We start from the raw sequence: 22,229 nt of genomic DNA on the forward strand, positions 1-22,229 counted from the left end.
CATCCTTAGACTTTCCTTAGACTTTTCTCAAACAAATCTTAAACCTCTTTGGTAAAGTATGAGCCATAGGAGGTATAAACAAATGGTTAAAGTAGCTTTAGTGGTTTCTATCATCGCTTTGGCGGTGTGCCTGCTCACGGCCTTGCATGGCGTATTGAGCGATGGACTAAAAGGACTAAAACAGAGATCAAAACCCATTGGTATTTCATTTTTGATTTATGCTGTGGCCTTTTTGCTTTTCATCTTTTTTCAATAACGGAGGTATTTCATGCTGCAAATCAAAAATGTAAATTTGAATGTTGGAAATACCGCATTGCTGTCCAACATCAACTTGACTTTAGAGCAAGGAAAAATCTATGGTGTACTGGGGCCAAACGGAGCCGGTAAAACAACACTGTTTAAGTCCATGCTGGGTCTGACTGCCTTTTCGGGAGAAATCCTCTCTGATGGACAGCCCGTTTCCAGTAGATGTTTTGGAAGTTTGATTGAATACCCGGCTTTTTACCCCCGGCTCACCGTAGAGGAAAATTTGAAGCTCCACGCACAATATTTAGGTCTGAAAAGACCAAACATCGAAGTGGCGCTCAAACAAGTGAACTTGCTGGATGCCCGAAAAAAGCTGTTCTCTCAACTTTCTTTGGGGATGCGCCAACGACTGGGAATTGCTCGCGCCTTTTTAGGCGATGTTCAATATTTACTGCTGGACGAACCTACCAACGGTCTTGATCCGATGGGGATAAAGGAAATCCGGCTGCTTCTGAAAGAACGCTTAAAATCTCCCCAACACTGTATTTTGGTATCAAGCCATAATCTGACGGAGATTGCTGCTGTCACGGATGTTCTTATTTTCATTCGTGACGGAAAAATCATCAAGATTGTAGAAAACGACTATAACGAAAAGGAACTGGAAGCCCTGTATGAGGATATTATGACTTCCGGCCAGAGGGAGGAAGCATAATGGGAGTGTTGATTAAAAATGAGTTTTACAAGTTGAAGCGGGAATGGTTTATGGTATTTCTTCTGCTGTTGTCGCTTCTTCCCATCATTACCGGCGGAGCAGGAGCAATTTTCAACAGTAGCACAAAATCACTTGCTGACCTGTTCTTCTTTATGAATAACCAGTTTTCCATGTTCTTCCCAATGGTGCTCTTCATTTTGATTGGTTCGCTGTTTTATCAGGAATACAAAAACAAAACTTACATCAACTGGATTACCTACGGGTTTTCAAAGAAGAAGCTCTTTCTATCGAAAGTTACTGTCAGCGTCGTTATCGGCATCTGCTTTGCGGCTGTCTTATTTATCGCATTTGGCCTATTGGTGGCGATACTCAATGGAGCTGGCAGGTTGACCGGCGGTATTTCCCTGTTCCTCAAGCTGGCAATCGGGTTTGGAATTGAAGCCGGTGTTGTCGTTTTTGTAACGACCTGTTTAGGGGCAATCGTTATCAATCTGAGCCGCAATATTATTGTAACAAGCGTTGTCGGAGTTATATATGGCTTTGTATCTTGCCTGTTCATCGGTTCAGAAAGAGGCTTTGTCATTCCGGGTAGCTTTGCATATCGTGTGTCTATGTTCTTCTCGGATAAATCCACTTACTATGAGGTGCCTATATCGGCCACCATTGGCGGATGTATTAGCATTGTACTTTGCTTTATTGTTCTGTTTCTGGTTGGATTGATTGTCTTTTCTCATAAGAAAAAAATAGAAAATTAACTGCCGGACGACGGCAAAAGAAAAAAGCCGTCGTAAAGCAGACACATTCTCGCGCCTATGAAACGGCGGCTTTGAGAAATCAGAGCCGCCGTTTCTTTTCGCTCCCCCCTAAACCAACGACGACCTAACACCGTGTAAATCCACGGCGGCATATAGGAGGATTGCCGCCGTGTCTATTTTTGCCTTTTTTCACAGTCCCCATGACCTGCACCAGCTAAAAAAAGCGTAGCTCCCCCTCCGGGGTATTCCGGCTATGTATGCGAAATTTGTTGGAACCTTAACTATTATGTCATTTCATGCGTCCGTGTGGCTTCATGCCGCCCGGGCGCTTTTGCGTTCTTATGGGGCTGCTTCGGGTCATGTTGGCCATCAAACACCTCATAAAATATTTGGAGCTACAATAGAGTTTTCAGAAATCCATTAACCAATTTCTGAATTATGGCCGACTGCATAACTACCTATCCAATAACAATATTCACATCTGCAAAACGGTTAAATTCCAGCCTATGCGCTACGCTTACCACAGTGGCCCCTCTTCGTTGCTGCTCCTCCCGTAGTACCCGCGCCATTTCATCTTGAGTAGCGGCATCCATCTGACTGGTTGCCTCATCTAACAGGATAAGTTCTTTACCGTCCAGAAGGCATCTGGCAATTGCTATTCTTTGACGCTCCCCCCCAGACAATGCCATGCCCTGCTCTCCTATCTCTCGCTCCAGACCGCCTTCAATTTCAGACGAAATCCCTGCCCTGTCCGCTACATCTTTCAGTTGGCTTTCTGTCGCATTTTGCTTCACTAGAAGAAGGTTGTCCCGAATAGTTCCTTGCATCAGCACAGGCTCTTGAGGCATATAGGATATATGAGCCCGCAAGTCATATATGTTGATTTCTCCTATAGGTTGCCCATCAATACTGATGCTGCCTTCATCCACTTCATAAAACCGCAGCAGCAGCTCCAGAATGGTGCTCTTCCCAATGCCGCTGGATCCTGTAATCCCAACCCAGTCTCCCTGCCGAATCCTCAAATTTTTATGACTCAAAATATTCTTGTCTGTGTTAGGATAGCGGAAAGATACATCATCAAAAACGATTTCCTTCTTATAACACCACAGACACTCACCTACCTTTCCGCGTTCATCCTCTAACTCTAAATATTCTTGTATCGCAGCGACTTCGCCTTTTGCTTTTTTATATCCATTGTATGTCGAAATCAAATTTGAGAAGATGCCATGTACTCTGGTAGCATAGCCTAATGCTGCCGTCAAATATCCAATAGATATCATATGCACAGTAGCAAACAAAGCAGAAATGATAAAAGTAGCTCCATAGAAAAAACCAGGCATAAGCGTATTGGATATCCCACCCACAAAATTGTCGAAAAAGGCAACCTTTCCCCATACTTTTAAAACACTGTTCTGCAACGCCTCGACTTGCCTATATTCATGTTTCTCTAAAACATGAGCCTTAATCAAGCGTATGGAACGGAAAGCTTCCTGCATCTGCCTCTGATACTTCGCATTAAAGTCAACCACTTTCTCAATCAATATCTGAAGCCTGTCTCCCACCAGCCTCATCAATACGATGCTCACCGGGATATACAGTACTTGAAACAGGCCTATCAGGACATGAATCCTGCACAAGAGCATAAACACAATTATTCCGCTGACTGCATTTGACAGTAGCTTGGGCAAATCAATGGTCCATACCGCAATATAGGACACAATATCTTTGGATGCCTTTTGGGCCAGCTCCGAAGAATGATTGGCATCAAAAAAAGCCATAGGTTGATGAATCAGCTTATCAAAGCATTCCAAGTTCACCTTCGAAATTAGTCTACGGCTTTTCAGCATCAAGTAATATTGGTACCAGTTGTAGCCAAACGTTACCAGCACTGGAATACCACAAAACGCCAGAATACTTAGAGCCACCTCTTTCACCTGCCCGTTCGGAATATAGCTATCAATAACCGTAGGCATCAGCATTACTGGAATGAAGCCTACTGTTTGAATCGCCAGCGACATCATAAAAGATATCACCGCAATGACAACCACCTCTCTTTTAAGGCTTTTTCCTTCTACAGCTTCTATGTTCTTCATCTATATATTCCCTTTCACCAAAACATGGCATCCATATGATAAAGCATCTTAAATATCAGGCACAAAATATCCTAAATATCAATATTCATTCCCATATATCACCTCAAACAACTCCCCCATCCTCTTTTGCTTGACAAGAAGAAAACCTCGAAATCGCCAGCACCTCCCCCATACATCTCGCAGAAAGAGTCCTACTGCCAAGATTACGGAACTGTTTGCCAAAGTCCTAATCATCATGTCAAACCCGACTTTATATATCCTTTTTCGCCCTCACCGATAAACTCTTTGAGCATCATTTATAAATAATAAAACCTGCCCACCTCTCTGCTAACTTTCTGCCCTCTCTTTGTCTATCTTCACCATAGCATATCCTTTCTGAAAAAGAAAGTACAATGTCCCATTTGGTCATATTCTGGCAAGTTTGGTAAAATATTACGGAAAACAGACAAAAATATGATACCGCAAAATTCAAGATAACCTCTTCAGCAGGACTGTTGCTATAACTTTCCTATCGTCTATTTCAAACTCTATCGTCCCACCGTATCTTTTGAGAATCTCCTTCACACTCCGAATTCCGAAGCCATGCCGCATCCAATCATCCTTGCTGGTTTCCGATAGCCTAATGGATTTCCCATCGGCAACCCTGTTCTCTAATCGGATATATATCATCCCTTTGTCTTCAGACATGTAGAGCCCAATCCAACCACGAGTGCCTAACCTTGGAGCGCCCTTTCCCCTTCAGTAGGAAAAACGCATATAAAAGCAGCAGGAGCTTACTGAGGGCTATCATCAACATCCTCATAAAAGACATCGTGTCCATCCATAGCAGAATGTCATTATCCTTTACAGGCGTCAGAATCCATATCATAATCACGCTGCTCCCAAAAAGTCCCATTTCATACAGCATGACGCTCCCCAACTGTCTCCATATCGTCCCTTTCAGGCACAGCCTCGCATAACACATGGTGATAGCGAAATCAAATATCGTAGACACATAGCTGTAGAGCGTCACCATATCAGACGCAAGAATATTCCCAAACAGCAGCGCAAAGCACACAAATCCTCCAGCCGCAGCCTTTCCCCCCCGAAACCGGCGCGCATTGAACAAATTCAGATAAACCACAAACAGGGCGGATTCAATAAAATCCGCCCCTATTTCAACAAATGTCATAGCCTCTCCCCTTTGCTCAGGACTGCTGGTAAAGGGATTCGAACCACTCCCTGATACCTTTATCGACTTCCCTCTGGCAGCCCCTACTCACCCTCAGGGCCGTCCCGTCTTTTAGTACCACCTGATTTCCCTCAAACCGGCGGACATATTTCAGGTTCACCATACGACGGTTATGTATCCTAAGATAATGAAAAACGGAAAACAGGGCCGCCAACTGACTCAAGCTAGTACGGAGCACGGCTTTTCGACCATCGTCTAGATGTATATCCACATAGTGCCCCTGACTCTCGCACCAGAGAATCCTCTGGGGATATATCTCTACCTCCCCGCTTTTCCAAGCTACCTGTACACTTGCATGTCTCTGCTGCCACTGCTGCTTCAGGAACATGACGACATCCCTCAAATCTTTCTCCAGCTTCACCTTGCAGATGAAGAACCGGGGCCTTGCCAGCATAGATTTCTGTATATATTTATCATAAGCGCTTACGAAGACAATCTCCTTGCCAGAACTGCGTTTCTCTAACTCCAAAGCAAAATCTATCCCTGATATCCCGTCCAGTTCTATATCGATAAAAAAAGGGCGAAATCGTCCGCCTCTTCCTGGCCAATATCTTCTGGGCCGCTCCTACATGTCAGGTAAATGGGAAAGTCCGCTCGCTCTGTTTCCATCTCAAGCGCTTTCTGAAACGTCCAACAAAATTCCTCGTTATCATCAATCAATACTGCTTTCATAGTTCCTTTTCCTGTATAGATATCCAGTTGTCTGTAGCCTTTTGCCGAATACACTTCTTTTTCACTACATATTAATAATATTATGTTCTGCCTCCTTTGTCAATCTTCGTCATGAATTTCCCACTGACCACTCCATCCGGGCATGGCGCAGCAGCTCCTCTGCTGTCAGTTCCCGGCTGGAAATATAATAGTGTCATTCATTGCTCTTTGCTCCTTTGCCCTCAAATTCCGTGTGCAGGGCTCCTATACATTTCAGGCCTTCCCATCCTTCTTTTTCCTGCATCCAGCCAATCTCACTGACAATAAAAGCAATCCGCTTCTCAATCCTCCCACGATTCTTCTCTGTTTCTGTCTTCTTCTCCATAGACTTGCACAACGTTTTGTCCTGTACATATTCTTCAATCTCTTTTCAAGTTCTCCTGATTGTATTTGGCGCACAGCGGATAGTCTCCTTTCCCCGAAAGGATTGTACACGCTGTATCTTTTTGACAGTTCAACTCATCTGCCACTACCAAGCACCCTCCCAACTCCAGCTGCTCTAAAAGCCCACGAACCGCTGGAATCTCATTGCCTTTTTCCTCTACGGTCTGCTGTGTAAAGGGTATCCCTAGCTCCGCAACCTGTGCGCTCACTATGTGCAAGGGACTTTCATAACACTCCATTTTCCCTGTGGAACAGATTGATTTCTCCTTTAAAAATCCCTTTATCCTGTCACTGGATGTCCACTGATAAATCCGGCTCTTTTGTGATTTCTACATCTTCAAAATATTGTACTATAAGATTTTTTCATGATGCTTATTATAAACCATTTATTCTGTTTGTGAAAAATTGATTTCCGTGTGAATTTCCGGGGATTGAGCCTGTCATAAAGATGGACATGGCAGATACTTTCGTGGTATGATGTCTTCATACCATTCTATAAGAATTTTATCCAAAGTATAATCTTTACATACAAATATCACAGAACAGAAAGGATGTACCTGAGATGAAATACGATTTTACGTCTATCATGAACCGCAAAGGCATGGACGCCATCGCGGTGGACAATCTGGGAATCGGCAGCTGTCCCGGCAAGCCTAAGGAGGGTTTCGACGCTATCCCCATGTGGGTGGCCGACATGAACTTCCCCACCGTGCCCACCGTGCCGGAGACAATCATCGCCCGCACAAAGGAGCCCCACTATGGCTATTTCTCCCCCCGGGAGGAATACCTGGACGCAATCATCAGATGGCATGAGACACGAAACGGCGCAGCCGGCCTGACCAGAGAGTGCATCGGCTATGAGAACGGCGTGCTGGGCGGCGTCATCAGCGCCCTGAACGTATACTGCTCCAAAGGGGACAATGTGCTCCTCCACTCCCCCACCTACGTGGGCTTTACCGGCAGCATCGGCAACAACGGCTACCATATCGTCCACAGCCCGCTGGTCCTGGACGAGAACGGTACATACCGCATGGATTTTGAAGATATGGAGAAGAAAATCACGGAGAACAGAATCCATGCCGCCGTGTTCTGCTCCCCGCACAATCCCTGCGGCCGTGTCTGGGAAAAATGGGAGGTGGAGCAGTTCATGGAGCTGTGTCGGAAGCATGACGTGATGGTGGTCTCCGATGAAATCTGGTCCGATATCATCCTGTCCGGACATAAGCATACCCCCACCCAGAGCGTCAGCGAGGACGCAAGGAACCGCACTGTGGCGGTCTACGCTCCCTCCAAGACCTTTAACCTGGCCGGATTGGTGGGCAGCTACCACATCATTTACAACAAGGCCCTTAGGGACCGGGTGGAAAAGGAGTCCTCCCTCTCCCATTACAACAACATGAACCTCCTCTCCATGTACGCCCTGATTGGCGCCTATAAGCCCGAGGGCTACGAATGGGTGGACGAGCTGCGTCAGGTCATCACCGGCAATGTGGACTTCGCCTGCGCGTACATCGCGGAGCATTTCCACGGCGTCAAAGTCTCCAGGCCCCAGGGCACTTATATGCTGTTCCTGGACTGCACACAGTGGTGCGAGGCCCACGGCAAGACTATCCGGGAGCTGGAGCAGGCCGGCTATGACGTGGGCGTGGCCTGGCAGGACGGAACGGCGTTCCACGGCCCCTGCCATATCCGCATGAACCTGGCCCTGCCCCTCTCCCGGGTGCAGGAGGCTTTCGCAAGGCTGGACAAGTACGTTTTCAATGCCTGAATCCCTGATACAGGCCGGAAAGGTGGAGAGATAGATGCCGCTTCAGATTGTCAGGAACGATATCACGAAAATGAACGTGGACGCAATCGTAAACGCCGCCAATCACACGCTTCTGGGCGGTGGCGGCGTGGACGGCTGCATCCACCGGGCCGCGGGGCCGGAATTGCTGGCGGAGTGCAGGACGCTGGGAGGATGCGAGACCGGCAGCGCGAAAGTCACCGGGGCCGGAAAACTTCCCTGCAAATATGTCATCCATGCCGTGGGGCCACGCTGGAGGGGCGGAAGACATGGGGAGCGCGACCTGCTCATCTCCTGCTACCGCACTTCCCTTTTGCTGGCAAAGGAGAAAGAATGCGAGACCGTCGCTTTTCCCCTTATCTCTTCCGGTATCTACGGCTATCCCAAAGACCAGGCGCTGCGGGTCGCCATCGATACCATCGGTGAGTTTCTGCTGAAAAATGACATGACTGTCTATCTGGTCATCTTCGATAAGGCAGCTTATCAAATCAGCGGGAAACTGTTCGACGACATTGCGGAGTATATTGACGACAATTATGTAGGCAATCATGCCGACTATCTGTCCCAACGGCAGAGGGGACGCAAAGCATTCAGGGAGGAAGCTTTTCTCCAGGACACTGCCGTCCGCAAAGAAGCCGTCAAAGCCCCCTGCCCTTTCACGCCCATGGCTGCCGCGGCGCCTGTGTCTCTCGGCGCTCTTGACAATGCCCTGAAGCAGATTGATGAAAGTTTCTCCGAGATGCTGCTGCGCAAGATTGACGAATCCGGCATGACGGACTCCGAGTGCTACAAAAAGGCCAATATCGACCGCAAGCTTTTCTCGAAGATTCGCGGCGATAAGCACTACAGGCCCAGCAAGCCTACGGCAATCGCTTTCGCCATCGCCCTTGAACTTCCCCTGGAGGAGACGAAAGATATACTTATGAAAGCCGGCTTCGCCCTGTCCCGCTCAAACAAGTTCGACATCATCATTGAGTACTTCATCGAGCATGGGAACTACAATATATTTGAAATCAACGAGGCCCTGTTCGCCTTTGACCAGAGCCTGCTGGGAGCATAGTTTTTGACAGGCGGAAAAATTGTCGCCTGACATGCGACCATGCCGGATATGATTCCTCTTATAATATGGCTGTAAGGTAGACACCTGACAGCCATATTTTTTATTCCAGGAGGTATAGGCATGAAAAAGAATCTGACAGAACTCGTATTCATTCTCGACCGCAGCGGCTCCATGAGCGGGCTGGAGGCGGACACCATCGGAGGCTTCAACTCCATGATCGCGAAACAGAAGAAAGAAGAGGGCGAAGCGCTCATCTCCACCGTCCTGTTCGACAACTCCAGCGAAGTAATCCATGACCGCGCCCACATCCGCAGCATCAGGCCCATGACTGACGAGGACTACACAGTGAGAGGCTGCACCGCCCTGCTGGACGCCATCGGCGGCGCCATCCATCATATCGGCAACGTCCATAAGTACGCGCGGCCCGAAGATGTGCCGGAGCATACCCTGTTCGTCATCACGACAGACGGCATGGAGAACGCAAGCCATCATTACGACAGCCAAAAGGTCAAAAAGATGATTGAGCGCCAGAAGGAAAAGTACGGTTGGGAATTCCTGTTCCTGGGAGCCAACATCGATGCCGTGGAGACGGCAAAGGATTTCGGCATCAGCGAAGACCGCGCCGTGAACTATCACGCCGACAGCAGAGGAACCCAGCTCAACTATGAGGCGCTGGGAAAGGCTATCTGCGCCGTCCGATGCAGTGCGCCGCTGGACGCCGGCTGGAAAAAGTCCATTGACGATGACTACAAGGCCAGAAAACGAGGGCTGTTCAAAAAGCGTTCCTGAGAGAGCCCGCATCCGCGCCCTCCAAAAGGAGAAGCTTTCTCTTTTTGTCCACTCCGCCCGCATATCCCGTCAGGCTGCCGTCAGAACCTACCACGCGGTGGCAGGGGATTATGACGGAAATCCTGTTATGGCCAACCGCGCCGCCTATGGCCTGTGCCGACATATGGTCCAGGCCCCTTTCCCCGGCGGCCGTCCTTGCCAGCTGCCCATAGGTCACGGTCTCCCCATATGGAATCTGCTGCAGAAGCTTCCATACGCTGAGCCTGAAAGGGGAGCCGACCATATGGAGCGGCGGCATGAAATCCGGCTGTTTCCCGGAGAAATAGATATCCAGCCACTTCTTCGTCGTATCGAATATAATTATATCTTTTTCCGTATGCTCTGGTTCAAGTCCCTCCGCGTAATATTTCGCCCCCAAAAACCAAAGCCCTGTCAGACCGGCTTCGTCAGCGGCCAGAAGCATTTCGCCCAATGGAGACTGGTAAGTCGTCGTATACCGCATAGTCATTTCCTCCTGAATAGAGCCTTAAAAAGGCTTTTGTCTTATTTTACTTTCCTTTCCGCCCGGTGTCAAATGCCCTGTCTCATTCCCATTTAAAACACTTTACAGAGATACCAAAACAAATGAACGTAACAGTGCCCATAACTGTAACCGGAAACAGCACATTTCCAATCGGCAATCCAAGAAATGCCGCTTTCATTAACTGAATACTCTGTGTCAAAGGGAAAATACGAATAATCTCTTGCATGGCAGCAGGCATAACCTCAAAGGGAAGTGTCGCACCCGAAAAAAGCAGCATGGGGAAATACAAAATACAGGCAATCACACTCGCGCTTTTCATGTTTTTCGCAGTCCCACCAACCAACAAGCCGATACTCAAAGTCGATACCATAGTCAAAAGCCAGCTGATAATCGCCCTCTTGAAACTGAACGCCCACCTTTTGAAACAGGCGGTGTCTGTCCTTTTTCGGATTACACCCTAAGACTGATACCGTCCCGCTGTCGGCATTTTTTGTGCCTAAGATACATTCAATCGTCGTACTTTTCCCTGCGCCGTTCGCGCCAAGAAGCCCATAAACGGTTCCTCGCTTTACGGACAGGCTGAGTTTGTCTACCGCAGGCAGATTACCGTAGGATTTTGATAACTGCTCCACACTGATTACAGTCTGCATGATAAGTCCTCCTTTTGTTTTTCGTGAAATAAGAATACCACCAATGAAAACATTGGTGGCAAAGTGTAAGGTTTATGAAAATTGTACTTTCATATCGCGCAGCATATCCAAAATGGTGACTGCATTTTTTTCTGCCGCTGACAGCGATACGATTAGTCTGTCACAGACAGAAATAATATCACCATTCTGTTTTGGTGTGTTTAGTGTGGCGCGAATATCTGTATCGGGATCTTGGGATAGCTGTTGCAAAAGCCGCAGGATTGCTTCTAAGGAATAATTAGCACATCTTAATGAGCGAATGATTTTTAGCCGCTGTATATCCTCATCAGTATAGACGCGATACCCGTTATCTTTTCTTTTTACCGTTAGTAAGCCGTTCATTTCCCAATTTCGGAGCGTGTCCATAGAAACAGCAAGCAGCTCTGATACCTCTTTTCGCTTCAAATGCCTGGAGTTGCCTCCAACGCTGCCGGATAAAATCTCCTCCACAATTTCAATGGCTTCTTCCGCATTCCGGCGTTCCCGCCCGACTTGCTCCAGGTAGTTTTCTGTAATCGCAATAGCTGTATCAAAATCTCCTGTTGCTGATACCATAATCATCTGTGCGATTTTTTTCCTTAGCCCATTCTGCAAAACCTCTACTTGAAATGCAAGGCGTATCAGCCTGCATTGCTTTACATGAAATTCCGTAAATACACGATAACCATTTGACAGTCGTTCCGGCTTAGGTATCAGTTTCAGTTTTTCATATAACCGTACTGTGTTTGGGTGTATTCCAATGATTGCGGCAACTTCCGCGGTTTTATATGTGTTCACTGTTTCCCACCTCCATTCTCCTCCCAGTATACCATAGCCAAAAAGTCTGGTGTTATAGTGTAGGGTTTTCGCACAGATGAACTCCGTGTTTTCAGCACCTCATGCCCTGTATTCATACTCGAAAGAGGCCCTGTCTGTCTCAAAGGCCAGAAGCGTCCGACCATCTTTCTGAAACCGGTACCTGGCCCTGCAGGCCGCGCTTTCCCGGATAGTCCTCAGCATCTCTCCCCTTTCCGGGGCCCGCAGAGGCTTTCCTGTCCTCTCCAAATAGCCTTCCCCACCGTCAAAGGAATAGGCCTCTCCGTTTATTCGCACAGTCCCTTGCACCATATGCTTCATGCTCCATATGCTGTGGCGGCATTCCAAAAACGGTATCGCGCAAAAGGGCCCCATGATATCGTACCTTAAAGGGGAAAGCGGGCCAAATTGAAGCTTTCCCTTCACCTCCAGCCCTGGGGCGCATACCTCCAGCCGCATCCCTTTCTCCCCAAACCGGTTCTTTCCAATGGAAATCGTCTTTCCCCTCCGTCGGAACGCTTCTGCCGGGAAATCCACCGCCCAGGACTGTTCCTCTGTGATAATCTGGATGGAGCAGGTCCTCTTCCTGGCGGTCTGGTGTACTGCCGGTATCACCGCCAAAGTCTGTGTATCGGACTGGCATTTGAAATACCATCCATAAAAAAATCTGCGATTTCCTGAAATCATCTTCTCTCCTATCCACCCTTCCCGGCTGACAACTCAAACTTCACTCTTTCCTTACACCCTAATCTCCCGGAAAAATTATACACATGTCATTTTTTGTAATGAAATAAAGGATGCACAACCTCGTCCTCTTTGGAATCGGCAGCCATAATGCAGCTGCCGGCCCCTCCCTTACTTTTTCCTCCTGCAGTCGGTCTGCGCCGGGCCGTCCATCAGATGCCCTTCCCTGTCAAACCGGGAGCCGTGGCAGGGACAGTCATAGCTTTCCTCGTCCGGATTCCGCTCCAGCCTGCAGCCCATGTGGGGGCAGTTTGGCACGATTGCCCTGTTCCCCGAAGGCAGGAGATGCTTTGCCAGGCCTTTCACCGTGTGCGCGCCATGCACCGCCAGCTCTTTTGCCGCCTGTGCCGTAAAATGCCTTTGCGGTGAAAAGATATCCGCCTCCGGGCACTCCCGCCCGCCTATCAAAGCTGTCAGAATCCGGGCGCTCACCATGGCCGTGGTCATGCCCCATTTCCCGAAGCCCGTGGCCACATACCAGAAAGGCCTTCTCCTGGAAAACCTGCCGATATAGGGCAGACCGTCCAATGTCATGCAGTCCTGGGCCGACCACCGGAGCGCTTCCCGGCTTCCGGGGCAGATTTCCCTGGCCCTTCCCAAAAGCTCCCCATACCGACATCCCCCGCCAGCCCTGTCCCCTTTGTTCCGCCCTGTCCGGTGGCTGCCGCCCCCAAGCAGCAGCAAGTCCCCGCAAGTGCGGAAAGAAAGCCCGTCCCGGTCAATCCCCAGATACATTCCCTCAAACCTCTCCGCCCCTTCCAGCGCCACCACGTAGCTCCGCTCCTGGTACATCCTGGCAAAATAATATCCCGGCACATTGATGAATGGGAAATGGGCGGCAAATACCACATGCTCTGCCGTCACCCATCCCCTGGCCGTCTCCACCCTTCTGCCCTCCACTTTCAACGCCTTGGTCTGCTCGTACACTTCCACCTCCTCCGCCAGCGCCGCCAGAAATTTCAGCGGATGGAAGCTGGCCTGGCGCCCGAACCGCACCGCCCCAGCCACCGGAAAAGGCAGCTCGCACTCCGTCTCGAAGGATGCCTGTATGCCCAGGGACTGCGCCGCCTCCGTCTCCCGCGCCAGAAGCCCTGTCCCGGTTCGGGAATACAGATATGCCGGGCGTCTGGCAAAGTCACAGCGGATTCCCTTTTCCGCAATCAGCCTTTCATATTCCCCAATGGCCGCTTCATTGGCACTGGCGTAATGCTCCGCCATCCGGCGCCCAAATGTCCGGATTAGCCGGGCATAGATTAGATTGTGCTGGGACGTAATCTTCGCCGTGGTATTCTTCGTCTGCCCGCTGCCGATTCTGTCCGTCTCCAGGACAACCGCCCGGATGCCCGCCTGCTTCAGATAATATGCCGTCAGAATCCCTGCCAGCCCCGCCCCGATGACGACAGCCGGCACCTCCAAGTCCCCCGGGAGCGGCTCCCGTGTCCTGATTTTGGTATCTTCCATCCAGACAGATTCCATCCTGTTCCTCCGTTATGCCCTTATAGTCTCTCGGAATCTCCAGATCGCTGATAACGCGGCTTCCTGGAAACCGCCTTGCCGGTTCCCCTGCTTTTTCAACTACATGGTTTCTCAGTGGCCTGATTTTACCTGCCTGGGATTCCGAGAGCTTATCCTTCCAGTCTTTCGGAATCTCCAGATTGCTTATCCTGCAGCTTTCCGGAAGGCGTTTCTCTAAACGGTAGATAGGTTCTTTCCATTGTTTGTTGATTCGATAGATTTTCCAGCTTATCAAAACCTCGTGCTTTCTGTACAAGAAAATCATCATTTCCCCCGCTTTTCCAGCCACATGGTCTCTCATCGACCTGATTTTACCTGCCTGAGATTCCGAGAGCGCACCCTTCCCTGCATGATAAAGCTTAGGTTGGAAAGGGATTGATTTTTTTAGTATATGGTAAAATGCTGTGATCATACAGCTTTTGAATCGTCTTGAAGATGTCCAGAAAAGCTCCATGCTGTGGCTTCCGCACAGCACTTCTCCCCGCCAAACCATATCGGATATACGCGAATGAATCATATCCGAGAAGAGGGGCAGCCCGAAGGGGAAGAACAGCCTGCCCATTCCCGGAATGACAGCCCATATCCCCCTTACCCGGATATGGGCTGATATCAGTACATCATGCTTTATATCATAAAGCAATTGCTCTTTTACAAATAATTTATGCTCTTCACATTTCAGGATAAAATAAGATGGTCAGGAGGTGTCCCATGCCAGATAACCATATCAGCTTTGAAAATAAGGATTACTATATCGAACTGGGGCTGAACATCGCCTTTTACCGCAAGCGGGCAGGCTTGACACAGGACATGCTTGCGGAGAAGGCAGGCCTGAGCCGTTCCCACCTCAGCGCCATCGAAGCCCCCAACATCATCCGCTCGTTTTCCCTGGAAATCCTGTTCCATATTGCCCGCGCCCTGGATGTGGAACCGTACCGGCTCCTGCAGTTCAGGGATTAGCCATTAACCTGAATCACAAATGAAAGGTACCTTTCGGAAGTCCTTGCCTGCAGGATTGGGGCATTGTCATTCCGAAATCCATAATAGGTGCGCTGCCAGAAATCCGTCCCCGGCTCCGTCATGATTTCCACCCCGTCCTCTGTGATGACTGCCTTTTCCGGTTCCCTGACCCATTCCGGATTCATTGTCAGAAACTTTGCCATGTCACTGCCTCCTCTTCTATCATTTTTTGCTTGGTCATTTTGATAGATAAGCTTCCCAAATCCATATGCCTCCTTTCCGACAATTCCTAAGCATCTTTTTCATAACGTGAGTCCTCCTGAATCTACCTGCCTGCTATAAAGGCTACTAAAAACGATATATAATAACTGTCAGCTCTGCCTTCACGGCCTATGTTTTTCAACGGTCACAAAATCCTGACGTTAATCCCTCTGATTTTTCCGGCTTTTCCCGTCAGCCGAAACGATACTTTTTTTCCTTCATAAGAGATATCCATATCCGGATTATCCAGTTCGTTGAAATATACGTTTTCCGGCTTGTGTGCAATAAACCCAAACAGATTGCCATGCTTGTCCGTGGTAACGGTCATGACCCTTCCAGTATATACATTGGAATTCACTTCCGCAACAATGCTCCCCCGCATCTTCTTTAACATGAAATCCTTAAACTCCGGATTATCCTTTATAGCATATCTGTAGTCTGATCCCCTTGCGGCAACCCACTGATTCATTATTTGTCGAAATCTGTCTGCCGCTCGCAAAACTGCCTGCTTATATCCGCTCCCGCCCAACAACTTCAGCAGCTTTTTGCAATACTCTTCTATCCTTTCCTTATCATCTATATCCGGTGCCGGCCCCATGCTCATTTCCTGAATCAGGAACAGCAGATGCATCTTGTATGGCCTCATATCATTAAGGCTGTGATCCTGCTTCATAATGTACTCTAGATTTGACGCCAAAAGCGCCGCCACATAATATGGAAAATAAGACTGCCCCTCCACAAAAAGCTTATCCTTATAGTCGCTGATGAGTTTTGATTCATGCCGATGCGAAATCTCAACATGGTTCATGTACATCGCCACCATGCTTTGAATCAGCACCCTGAAGCTGATTTTCTGATACGGTTTTACTGTATTATCTCTTGCATACTGTTTGGAACGCCTCTCATAATATACCTTGCAAAAGCCCTCCGTCTGCATAATATTAAAAAAATCCTCCAGTTCCTTGTGGTACCGCCGGATGGTTTCAAAAGCCTCCTCGTAGACGATATTCTGCCTGTTTGTGCCCTTGACGATTCCCTGGGTCACTTCCGGTTTGGTGGCCTCAATAACCTTCACGATTACTTGAACCTGGGACAAATCATTTCCTTTCCTCTTAACCTTATAGAGCGAATTGCACGTCTGACAGCCGTTTACAATCTGGGGATTTTTTATAATCAGCTCCCTGTTTTTTGACACAAGCTTATCACATACAATCGTAATCCCGTTGTTAAACAGAACGAAATTGACAGGATTGGCCGACAAAGTCGCTTCCATCTCCTGATTTACATCCGTTTCTCCCTGATAATCCCTGACATTGTCGTCAAATATGTTCGCCCGAATCAATCCGTCATCGTTTGTTATGATTCTGACCAGACTGTCCGCGCTGCAAAGCACGACATACACCTGCCCCGCATCCTTTAATTTACCAAATTCAATAGAATCCTGATACTCTAGTGCCGCCTGATACTCCTTCCTGTTAGCTTGAGCAATCGCATATAGTTTCTCTTCATTAATCTGCTGAATGCTGCCGGTATACTCTTTGCTTTTTATGCTTTGAGCCTCTGCCTTTTCCTCCGCCACAAAAATGATATTAATGCTGGGAAGCCCCTCCCATCTGGCAACAATTCTCTGTGTCTGAAAGTAGCCTATTATCTCCGAATAATTATATCCATCCTGTCTTTTATGATAAACCTCGCTTATCAATTCATCAGCAGAAATTTTCTTCTTATAAGCTAAAATAAATACCTCAAACCTACCTTGACCATCCTTCTGCAGGATATCATCGATATCCGTCCTTGTAGAAAGCAACTGCCCATTCATGGTTATAGCGATGCCAATCAAGCCCATCCCCTCGGGCACCTCATCACATATTTGATTTAACAAATCAAAATCTCTGTCCAATCTGTCCGGCTGGATTTGTGAAAAATAGATATAATCAATATACCTTCTCTCATTATCAAGGCTGCTATTGCCCTCCAGCTCATTCTCTTTGCTATACTCATTAAGCCATGCTTTCAATATCGGATTTTCAAACACAGCATACCCTCCCCGCTGTCTGTTAAAATTTAATGTCCATCTCAGCCGTATATGTAACTTTGTCAGTCGTGGTCATACATACATAATGGATATCATAGGATTTCTCTCCACCTGATATCTCTTCGTCAATAAAAATCCCATCCAAAATATATTGAATGGCCTTAACCTTCTGTCTGTATTCATCCAGATTCGTCCGGCTCTTCCTGGCTGTAAGCAAACCGCCCCGGTGAATCTGGTTGATTTTTTCCATATAGGCATCCTTTTCTTTTTGAAGCATATCCTTGTTCCAATATCTGGTTATTACCCCTAATGAGCTCTCTATGCCATACCCGTCTAAGTCATTTAGATACTGCTCTTCAATATGCTCTATTCCACTATGCCACTTTCAATCTTCCCGCCCAGCAGCTCTCTATCCACAAATTCTATCAAATCCTCCTCATTTTCGTCAAACTGCGTTCCTGTTAACACTGCTTTCCATTTCTGCAAACCACTCGCCGGAAAATCGGATATAGGTTATATCCTCCATCTCCGTGATTTTGGCACAGCCGATTTCCATATTCCAATTGGATATTATGTTTATAATCCCATACATGAGCTCCATCATCAACGTTTTTCCGCTGTTATTATCGCCTACAAATAGCGAAAAATCACCTGTTCTTACCGAAGCCTTCTCTATTTTCGCAAATTTTCTGACATCCACTCTTATGCTCAAATGAATCCCCTTTTCTTTTATTGTAATTCTTATATTATACTGAACGTTCCTGTATCCGAATACACTACCATAAATGGACACCTATATCCTTGCATATCGAGTTCATTGTACAACTCAAAATCACCATTGTCAAACTTTACAGGCATATTTACATATATTGAAAATGTCAATATTAAATGCGACACTTTTTTAAATTTTTTTCACCCGATTTTCTTAAGCTCTTCCTCGAAAAGCTCCCCGGCAGAATGATAGCCATGTATGCGGCGGGGATAGTTGTTTATCCAGTTTTCCATTTCCTCTACTTCTGCGTCTGTCATACTGTCAAAATTTGTCCCCTTTGGAACCTTTCGCCGTACCATTTTATTAGTAACCTCATTTGTGCCACGCTCCCAGCTGCTATACGGGTGACAGTAATATAGCTGTGTCCGTTTTCCCTCTCCCAGTATAGAACGTTCCAGCTCTTCACAATATGCAAATTCGCTGCCATTGTCTACGGTTATGCTTTTAAAGACTTGCTTAAACATAGCGCCCCATTTTCTTTCCAATGCGTCTAAAGCATCTACTACCGCCTCTGCTGTCTTGTCCGGCAGCTTAAATATGATCTCGTCCCGCGTCTTTCTTTCCGTCAGTACCAGCAGGGTATTTTTAGATTTTCCCCGCTGCCCTATCACACTATCCATTTCCCAATGCCCGAACTCTTCCCGCCTGTCTACCTCTTCCGGGCGCTTTTCTATGCTTGTGCCTGCTGCTGCCCGCGCCTGCTGCCTCTTCACTTTCTTATAGTCCCTCTTCTTATTTGCCTTTACTGGTAAGTGTTTATTTGTAAGCCGCAGAAAGATACCTTTATCAATATAGCTGTAAAGCGTAGTTACGCAGATCGTGACGGAAAATTCCCCCTCTTTTCCCTGCGCCTTAAGCTCCCCCAGAACGGCAGCCGGGCTATATCCCTCATTAACTATTTTATCCTCTATATAATTTGCTAACTTAATATCGTTGCCGATCTTAAGCACGCCACCCTTGCTTTTCAGATTCTCCCTGTACTTATCGTCTGCAATGTCCGGGCTGTATCGCTCTTCCTGTGTAAGATCAGAATTAAGCGCTGTATAAACTCCCCGCTTTATTTCCCGGTATATTGTGCTGCGGTGTACATGCAGCATGTCTGCGATCTCCTTTTTACCATGTCCCGCCTTTAACAATGCCTCTAATTTTATCCGATCTGCTTTTGTCAGATGCTTACCCATTTTTCTTACCTCTCTTTTGTCCCATATACGACGAAAAGCCGCAAACTCTTTTACAAGTCTGCGGCTCACTATTTACGCCTCATTTACAGCATTTCTTACAAGCTGTATATTTCTTTTTTGCTTGGCTAAGTGGTATACTCTTTGGGTTTTTCATTCCAGAGCATGTAGGCTTACTATGGTACTTTTTGCTGCTACGGTCTATATATACGATTGTCTCGCCTGCTGGCTGCGCTGCGCGGCTTTTTTTCTCTTCTACAATAATGTCAAGCTCTATATTGCACCCAAACGTTTGTACCCCCCCAGAAATTTCCAGTATTTCTGCGGTATACCGGGCTTGCGGGTATTTCCGTGCTAAATCCTTTGCCAGTTCTGCTGATAAATTCCCCAGTACCTTATTACCCCACTTGATGCACGCGGCAGGCTCCCCATTGTATGTATATTTTTCTACAGTTATATCCTCGTCGCCCGTCATGGTTTTTAATATGTCCTGGCGGTTTTCTCCGTCCTCATTGTTAAACGTCACGCCTACTATTTTTGTCCGTATAGTTTCTGCAATCCTGCTACCAGATGCAGCGGCAGGCGTTCCCGTTGCCCTCGGCTCTTCCTGCTGCCCTGCTGCCTCTTTCGCTGGCTTACGTGCCAGCAGAAAGCATACGGCAGCAATTACTATGCAGCCGATACCGCCCGTAATATTTCCAGACGGCAGCGCTATAACTCCACTTACTGCGAATAATGCAGCCACAACATATAAAATGATCTGTTTCTTTGCCATAAATAAGCCCTCTCTTTCGCCTTTTACTTTAATTCTAATATTTCATCAGCAGAGGCGTTAAGCTCCCTGCATATTTTTATAAACATTTCCAATGTAGGCGCGTGCGCCCCATTTTCCCAGCGACTTATATCCTTTTGGTGAACTTGCAGGCGTTCCGCAAGTTCTTTTTGTGAAACGCCCGCCGCTTTTCTTGCTTTTCTTATATTGTTTCCGATCATGCTTTACCTCTCTTCTCTTTAGCTCTCATTACAAGAGCTATGCAGAGTTTTACCGTTCCTACGGCTACTAAAAAAATACCTAATTTAAAAATCATGCTCTTTACTCGGCTCTGGGTTTATGATATATTTTTTATAGGCGGCGGGCTTTCGCCCGCCTATAGGTCTAACCTATGTACTTGTCAATAATGATAAGTATTATACCTATGATTAAGTCTATCAGTGCATTGACCGTCAAATCTTGCCACTTGATAGGCTTTTTCTTTTGTTTCTTCTTACCCATTTCCTGCCGTTTCTCCTTTCCAGTGCTTTACACTTATTTTTCTTTTCTCCTTTCTATGTTTTAATTATATACCAACTTTGGTATATTGTCAATTAGATTTCAAGAAAAATATGGTAAAAAAATAAAGGGTATGCCGCCCATGAACGACATACCCCAGCAGATACATTATAATCTTGTGCAATAGTCCAGCGATACCCAGCCGTCCCTATTCTCTGCATACGATTTCAGCAGCCCCCAGCCTGCCGCGCTGCCCTCTCCGGCTTTTACCTCAACAATGGTAAACACTCCGATTCCTGTATACTTTCCCGTCTTTGCAAAGTCCGTGCCTGCGCCCGCCCTTATTCTAAGATCGGCTATATCTACCTTTACCTTAAAGGGAACCTTTACCGCCTCTGTCTTTCCCTGTTCTGTGTTCCCACCTGCCCCAGTTCCGGCGTACCTGTCGTAATACTCTTGCCCGTATGCTGCCCGGCGCTGTTTTACTGCCTCGCTCTGATCTGCGGGCTTTTCGTACCCGGTCAATACTGCATCAGAGGCAGCCCGTACCGACTTTGCAGCCATAAGCGCGGAAATAACGCCTCTGTAGCCCTGTAATTCCTGCCACAAGAAAGAAAGCTGCATATCTAAGCTGCCGATAGACGCGCCCGCCGATCTTACAAAGTCAAGTAGTGCCTGCTTACGGCTGTAATACGTCCACTGTGCAAGCCCATAGCCCGCGCTGTCCCTCACAAAATTTGTATAGCTGCCGCTGTCTACAGCTGCCGTATATTCTGTGTCCGTCATTCCCAGCCGCGTATTAAAGGAATTTTGCAGATTGCATGAATTAAGCCCGCTCTCTGCAAAAAGGTTTCCCATAAGCCCGGCAGCTGCATAGGCATTTAAGCCCTTGCTCGTCAGAAAAGACCAGATCATGCTTTCCGCGCCTCCTGCTACCGTCTGCTGTTCATTGCCTGCAAAAACGCTGTATACTGCCTTTCCGTCCCAGTCATACACATTATAGCCAGCAATGCAGGCTTTCTTTGCGTTTTCCAGACTTTCAAAAGCCCCCAGCTGCCCGGCTGCATCTCCCCAGCTTTTCCGCACGCGGTAAAGTTTCTTTTCACCGTTTCCGGCAGATACAGCCCCGCTGCTTATCAGCCTTTTAAACTCGTCCCATGTATGCGCCGTGGTATTATATACATACGGGTTAGGGCAAATTTTCCCGGTAACGTCGTAATGCCTTATGACATGATCGGCAGGCACACCGTACTTATCCATTAAGTACCTTGTCAGCTCTGCCGCCGCCTCTACCGTCGCGTCCTCAAAATACCAGTCTTTATCCGTCGCGCCCTGGCTGGCGGTGTTCCTCTTCCTTACGCACAGCTCAATACCTATGCTGTTTGCGTTCCGGCACTCCCCATGCTTATAACTCTTTGCGCCGCAGTGCCACGCTATGTTAGCATCTTCCACGCACTGCCAGATTTCCCCGTTGTGATCTACAAAATAATGCGCAGACGCATTTCTATTTCCACCCGCAAAATATTTGCAGTTTGCCTGCGCCCCACTCAAACCGCCCACGTAATGAATCACAATGTACTTGATACGGGAAACGCTGCCCGGATTGAAATTATACCCGCTTATCAGCCTGTTAATGTTCCTCATGCTTTTTACTTCCCTTCTGCAATGAAATAAGCGCCTACGGTTTCCCGTAAGCGCCCTTTGCTGCTTTTCCTGTCTGATC

At 47.5% G+C, this 22,229-nt stretch carries 27 protein-coding genes and 1 pseudogene; 7 read left to right on the forward strand and 21 right to left on the reverse strand.

Annotation, left to right across the window (positions count from 1 at the left end; genetic code table 11):
* Positions 1-82: 82 nt before the first annotated feature.
* Genes NFS35_RS21595 through NFS35_RS21605 form a run of 3 tightly spaced genes read left to right on the forward strand, consistent with a single transcriptional unit; the run spans position 83 to position 1,713 of the window.
* Positions 83-256, forward strand: coding sequence for a hypothetical protein (locus NFS35_RS21595; RefSeq protein WP_002570968.1), 174 nt, complete (start codon positions 83-85; stop codon positions 254-256).
* A gap of 12 nt (positions 257-268) precedes the next feature.
* Positions 269-958, forward strand: a complete 690-nt coding sequence (locus NFS35_RS21600; RefSeq protein ID WP_005930891.1) for an ABC transporter ATP-binding protein — start codon at positions 269-271, stop codon at positions 956-958.
* A complete protein-coding gene (locus NFS35_RS21605) occupies positions 958-1,713 on the forward strand; it encodes an ABC transporter permease (RefSeq protein ID WP_004064263.1) in 756 nt (251 codons plus the stop codon). Before NFS35_RS21600 ends, NFS35_RS21605 begins: the two co-directional genes overlap by 1 nt.
* Positions 1,714-2,171: 458 nt before the next feature.
* On the opposite strand, the gene NFS35_RS21610 is transcribed toward NFS35_RS21605, so the two are convergent.
* The 7 genes from NFS35_RS21610 to NFS35_RS29965 all read right to left on the reverse strand — a co-directional run bounded on the left by NFS35_RS21610 (position 2,172) and on the right by NFS35_RS29965 (position 6,443).
* A complete protein-coding gene (locus tag NFS35_RS21610; protein WP_251209136.1) occupies positions 2,172-3,806 on the reverse strand; it encodes an ABC transporter ATP-binding protein in 1,635 nt (544 codons plus the stop codon).
* Positions 3,807-4,274: 468 nt separating this feature from the next.
* The gene (locus NFS35_RS21615) at positions 4,275-4,493 is read right to left on the reverse strand and encodes a GHKL domain-containing protein (RefSeq protein ID WP_251209137.1); all 219 of its coding nucleotides are present in this window, start codon (positions 4,491-4,493) and stop codon (positions 4,275-4,277) included.
* On the reverse strand, positions 4,486-4,977 hold the full coding sequence (locus NFS35_RS21620) for a hypothetical protein (RefSeq protein ID WP_251209138.1): 492 nt from the start codon (positions 4,975-4,977) through the stop codon (positions 4,486-4,488). The genes NFS35_RS21615 and NFS35_RS21620 overlap by 8 nt, the downstream gene beginning before the upstream one ends.
* 16 nt (positions 4,978-4,993) lie before the next feature.
* Positions 4,994-5,506 carry a LytR/AlgR family response regulator transcription factor gene (locus tag NFS35_RS21625; protein ID WP_251209139.1) on the reverse strand — a complete coding sequence of 171 codons (513 nt, stop codon included), beginning with the start codon at positions 5,504-5,506 and terminating at the stop codon, positions 4,994-4,996.
* Positions 5,507-5,538: 32 nt separating this feature from the next.
* On the reverse strand, positions 5,539-5,709 hold the full coding sequence (locus NFS35_RS21630) for a hypothetical protein (protein ID WP_251209140.1): 171 nt from the start codon (positions 5,707-5,709) through the stop codon (positions 5,539-5,541).
* Between the two features lie 193 nt (positions 5,710-5,902).
* Entirely contained in the window at positions 5,903-6,073 is a 171-nt protein-coding gene (locus NFS35_RS21635) for a hypothetical protein (RefSeq protein ID WP_251209141.1), read from the reverse strand.
* Positions 6,074-6,107: 34 nt separating this feature from the next.
* The gene (locus NFS35_RS29965) at positions 6,108-6,443 is read right to left on the reverse strand and encodes an ISAs1 family transposase (protein ID WP_408629648.1); all 336 of its coding nucleotides are present in this window, start codon (positions 6,441-6,443) and stop codon (positions 6,108-6,110) included.
* Positions 6,444-6,694: 251 nt separating this feature from the next.
* Here NFS35_RS29965 and NFS35_RS21640 point away from each other — a divergent pair, with 251 nt between their 5' ends.
* The 3 genes from NFS35_RS21640 to NFS35_RS21650 all read left to right on the forward strand — a co-directional run bounded on the left by NFS35_RS21640 (position 6,695) and on the right by NFS35_RS21650 (position 9,767).
* Positions 6,695-7,900 carry a MalY/PatB family protein gene (locus NFS35_RS21640; RefSeq protein WP_251209142.1) on the forward strand — a complete coding sequence of 402 codons (1,206 nt, stop codon included), beginning with the start codon at positions 6,695-6,697 and terminating at the stop codon, positions 7,898-7,900.
* A 34-nt stretch (positions 7,901-7,934) separates the two neighbouring features.
* Entirely contained in the window at positions 7,935-8,978 is a 1,044-nt protein-coding gene (locus NFS35_RS21645; protein WP_251209143.1) for an O-acetyl-ADP-ribose deacetylase, read from the forward strand.
* A 120-nt stretch (positions 8,979-9,098) separates the two neighbouring features.
* Complete coding sequence (locus NFS35_RS21650) at positions 9,099-9,767, forward strand: vWA domain-containing protein (RefSeq protein WP_251209144.1); 669 nt, start codon at positions 9,099-9,101, stop codon at positions 9,765-9,767.
* Here NFS35_RS21650 and NFS35_RS21655 read toward each other — a convergent pair.
* The 6 genes and pseudogenes from NFS35_RS21655 to NFS35_RS21680 all read right to left on the reverse strand — a co-directional run bounded on the left by NFS35_RS21655 (position 9,751) and on the right by NFS35_RS21680 (position 13,994).
* On the reverse strand, positions 9,751-10,269 hold the full coding sequence (locus NFS35_RS21655) for a methylated-DNA--[protein]-cysteine S-methyltransferase (RefSeq protein WP_251209145.1): 519 nt from the start codon (positions 10,267-10,269) through the stop codon (positions 9,751-9,753). The genes NFS35_RS21650 and NFS35_RS21655 overlap by 17 nt on opposite strands.
* 82 nt (positions 10,270-10,351) lie before the next feature.
* The gene (locus tag NFS35_RS29755) at positions 10,352-10,660 is read right to left on the reverse strand and encodes an ABC transporter permease (RefSeq protein WP_251209146.1); all 309 of its coding nucleotides are present in this window, start codon (positions 10,658-10,660) and stop codon (positions 10,352-10,354) included.
* Positions 10,661-10,673: 13 nt separating this feature from the next.
* A pseudogene (locus NFS35_RS21665) lies at positions 10,674-10,940 on the reverse strand (ATP-binding cassette domain-containing protein); the annotation flags it as partial.
* A gap of 72 nt (positions 10,941-11,012) precedes the next feature.
* Positions 11,013-11,756, reverse strand: coding sequence for a MerR family transcriptional regulator (locus NFS35_RS21670; RefSeq protein ID WP_251209147.1), 744 nt, complete (start codon positions 11,754-11,756; stop codon positions 11,013-11,015).
* Between the two features lie 99 nt (positions 11,757-11,855).
* Positions 11,856-12,461 (reverse strand): hypothetical protein, encoded by a 606-nt coding sequence (locus NFS35_RS21675; protein WP_251209148.1) that lies wholly within the window; start codon positions 12,459-12,461, stop codon positions 11,856-11,858.
* Between the two features lie 168 nt (positions 12,462-12,629).
* A complete protein-coding gene (locus tag NFS35_RS21680) occupies positions 12,630-13,994 on the reverse strand; it encodes an FAD-dependent oxidoreductase (RefSeq protein WP_251209149.1) in 1,365 nt (454 codons plus the stop codon).
* A gap of 747 nt (positions 13,995-14,741) precedes the next feature.
* On the opposite strand from NFS35_RS21680, the gene NFS35_RS21685 reads away from it, so the two are divergent.
* Positions 14,742-14,990, forward strand: a complete 249-nt coding sequence (locus NFS35_RS21685) for a helix-turn-helix domain-containing protein (RefSeq protein WP_251209150.1) — start codon at positions 14,742-14,744, stop codon at positions 14,988-14,990.
* Here the strand turns inward: NFS35_RS21685 and NFS35_RS21690 are convergent.
* From NFS35_RS21690 to NFS35_RS21725, 8 genes are all read right to left on the reverse strand, one after another.
* The gene (locus NFS35_RS21690) at positions 14,987-15,193 is read right to left on the reverse strand and encodes a DUF1349 domain-containing protein (protein ID WP_251209151.1); all 207 of its coding nucleotides are present in this window, start codon (positions 15,191-15,193) and stop codon (positions 14,987-14,989) included. The two genes, NFS35_RS21685 and NFS35_RS21690, sit on opposite strands and share 4 nt — an antisense overlap.
* Positions 15,194-15,396: 203 nt before the next feature.
* Positions 15,397-17,286 carry an AIPR family protein gene (locus NFS35_RS21695; protein WP_251209152.1) on the reverse strand — a complete coding sequence of 630 codons (1,890 nt, stop codon included), beginning with the start codon at positions 17,284-17,286 and terminating at the stop codon, positions 15,397-15,399.
* 22 nt (positions 17,287-17,308) lie between these two features.
* Positions 17,309-17,536 carry a hypothetical protein gene (locus NFS35_RS21700; protein ID WP_251209153.1) on the reverse strand — a complete coding sequence of 76 codons (228 nt, stop codon included), beginning with the start codon at positions 17,534-17,536 and terminating at the stop codon, positions 17,309-17,311.
* 195 nt (positions 17,537-17,731) lie between these two features.
* Complete coding sequence (locus NFS35_RS21705; protein WP_251209154.1) at positions 17,732-17,998, reverse strand: hypothetical protein; 267 nt, start codon at positions 17,996-17,998, stop codon at positions 17,732-17,734.
* Between the two features lie 200 nt (positions 17,999-18,198).
* Positions 18,199-19,239 carry an IS30 family transposase gene (locus tag NFS35_RS21710; protein ID WP_251209155.1) on the reverse strand — a complete coding sequence of 347 codons (1,041 nt, stop codon included), beginning with the start codon at positions 19,237-19,239 and terminating at the stop codon, positions 18,199-18,201.
* Between the two features lie 79 nt (positions 19,240-19,318).
* Positions 19,319-20,011: a hypothetical protein gene (locus tag NFS35_RS21715; RefSeq protein ID WP_251209156.1), complete on the reverse strand. Its 693-nt coding sequence runs from the start codon at positions 20,009-20,011 to the stop codon at positions 19,319-19,321.
* 23 nt (positions 20,012-20,034) lie between these two features.
* A complete protein-coding gene (locus tag NFS35_RS21720) occupies positions 20,035-20,229 on the reverse strand; it encodes a helix-turn-helix transcriptional regulator (RefSeq protein ID WP_103240978.1) in 195 nt (64 codons plus the stop codon).
* Positions 20,230-20,674: 445 nt separating this feature from the next.
* Positions 20,675-22,150: a phage tail tip lysozyme gene (locus NFS35_RS21725; RefSeq protein ID WP_251209157.1), complete on the reverse strand. Its 1,476-nt coding sequence runs from the start codon at positions 22,148-22,150 to the stop codon at positions 20,675-20,677.
* Positions 22,151-22,229: the final 79 nt, after the last annotated feature.

The organism is Acetatifactor aquisgranensis, assembly GCF_943193215.1.
Classification (GTDB): Bacteria; Bacillota; Clostridia; order Lachnospirales; family Lachnospiraceae; genus Acetatifactor; species Acetatifactor aquisgranensis.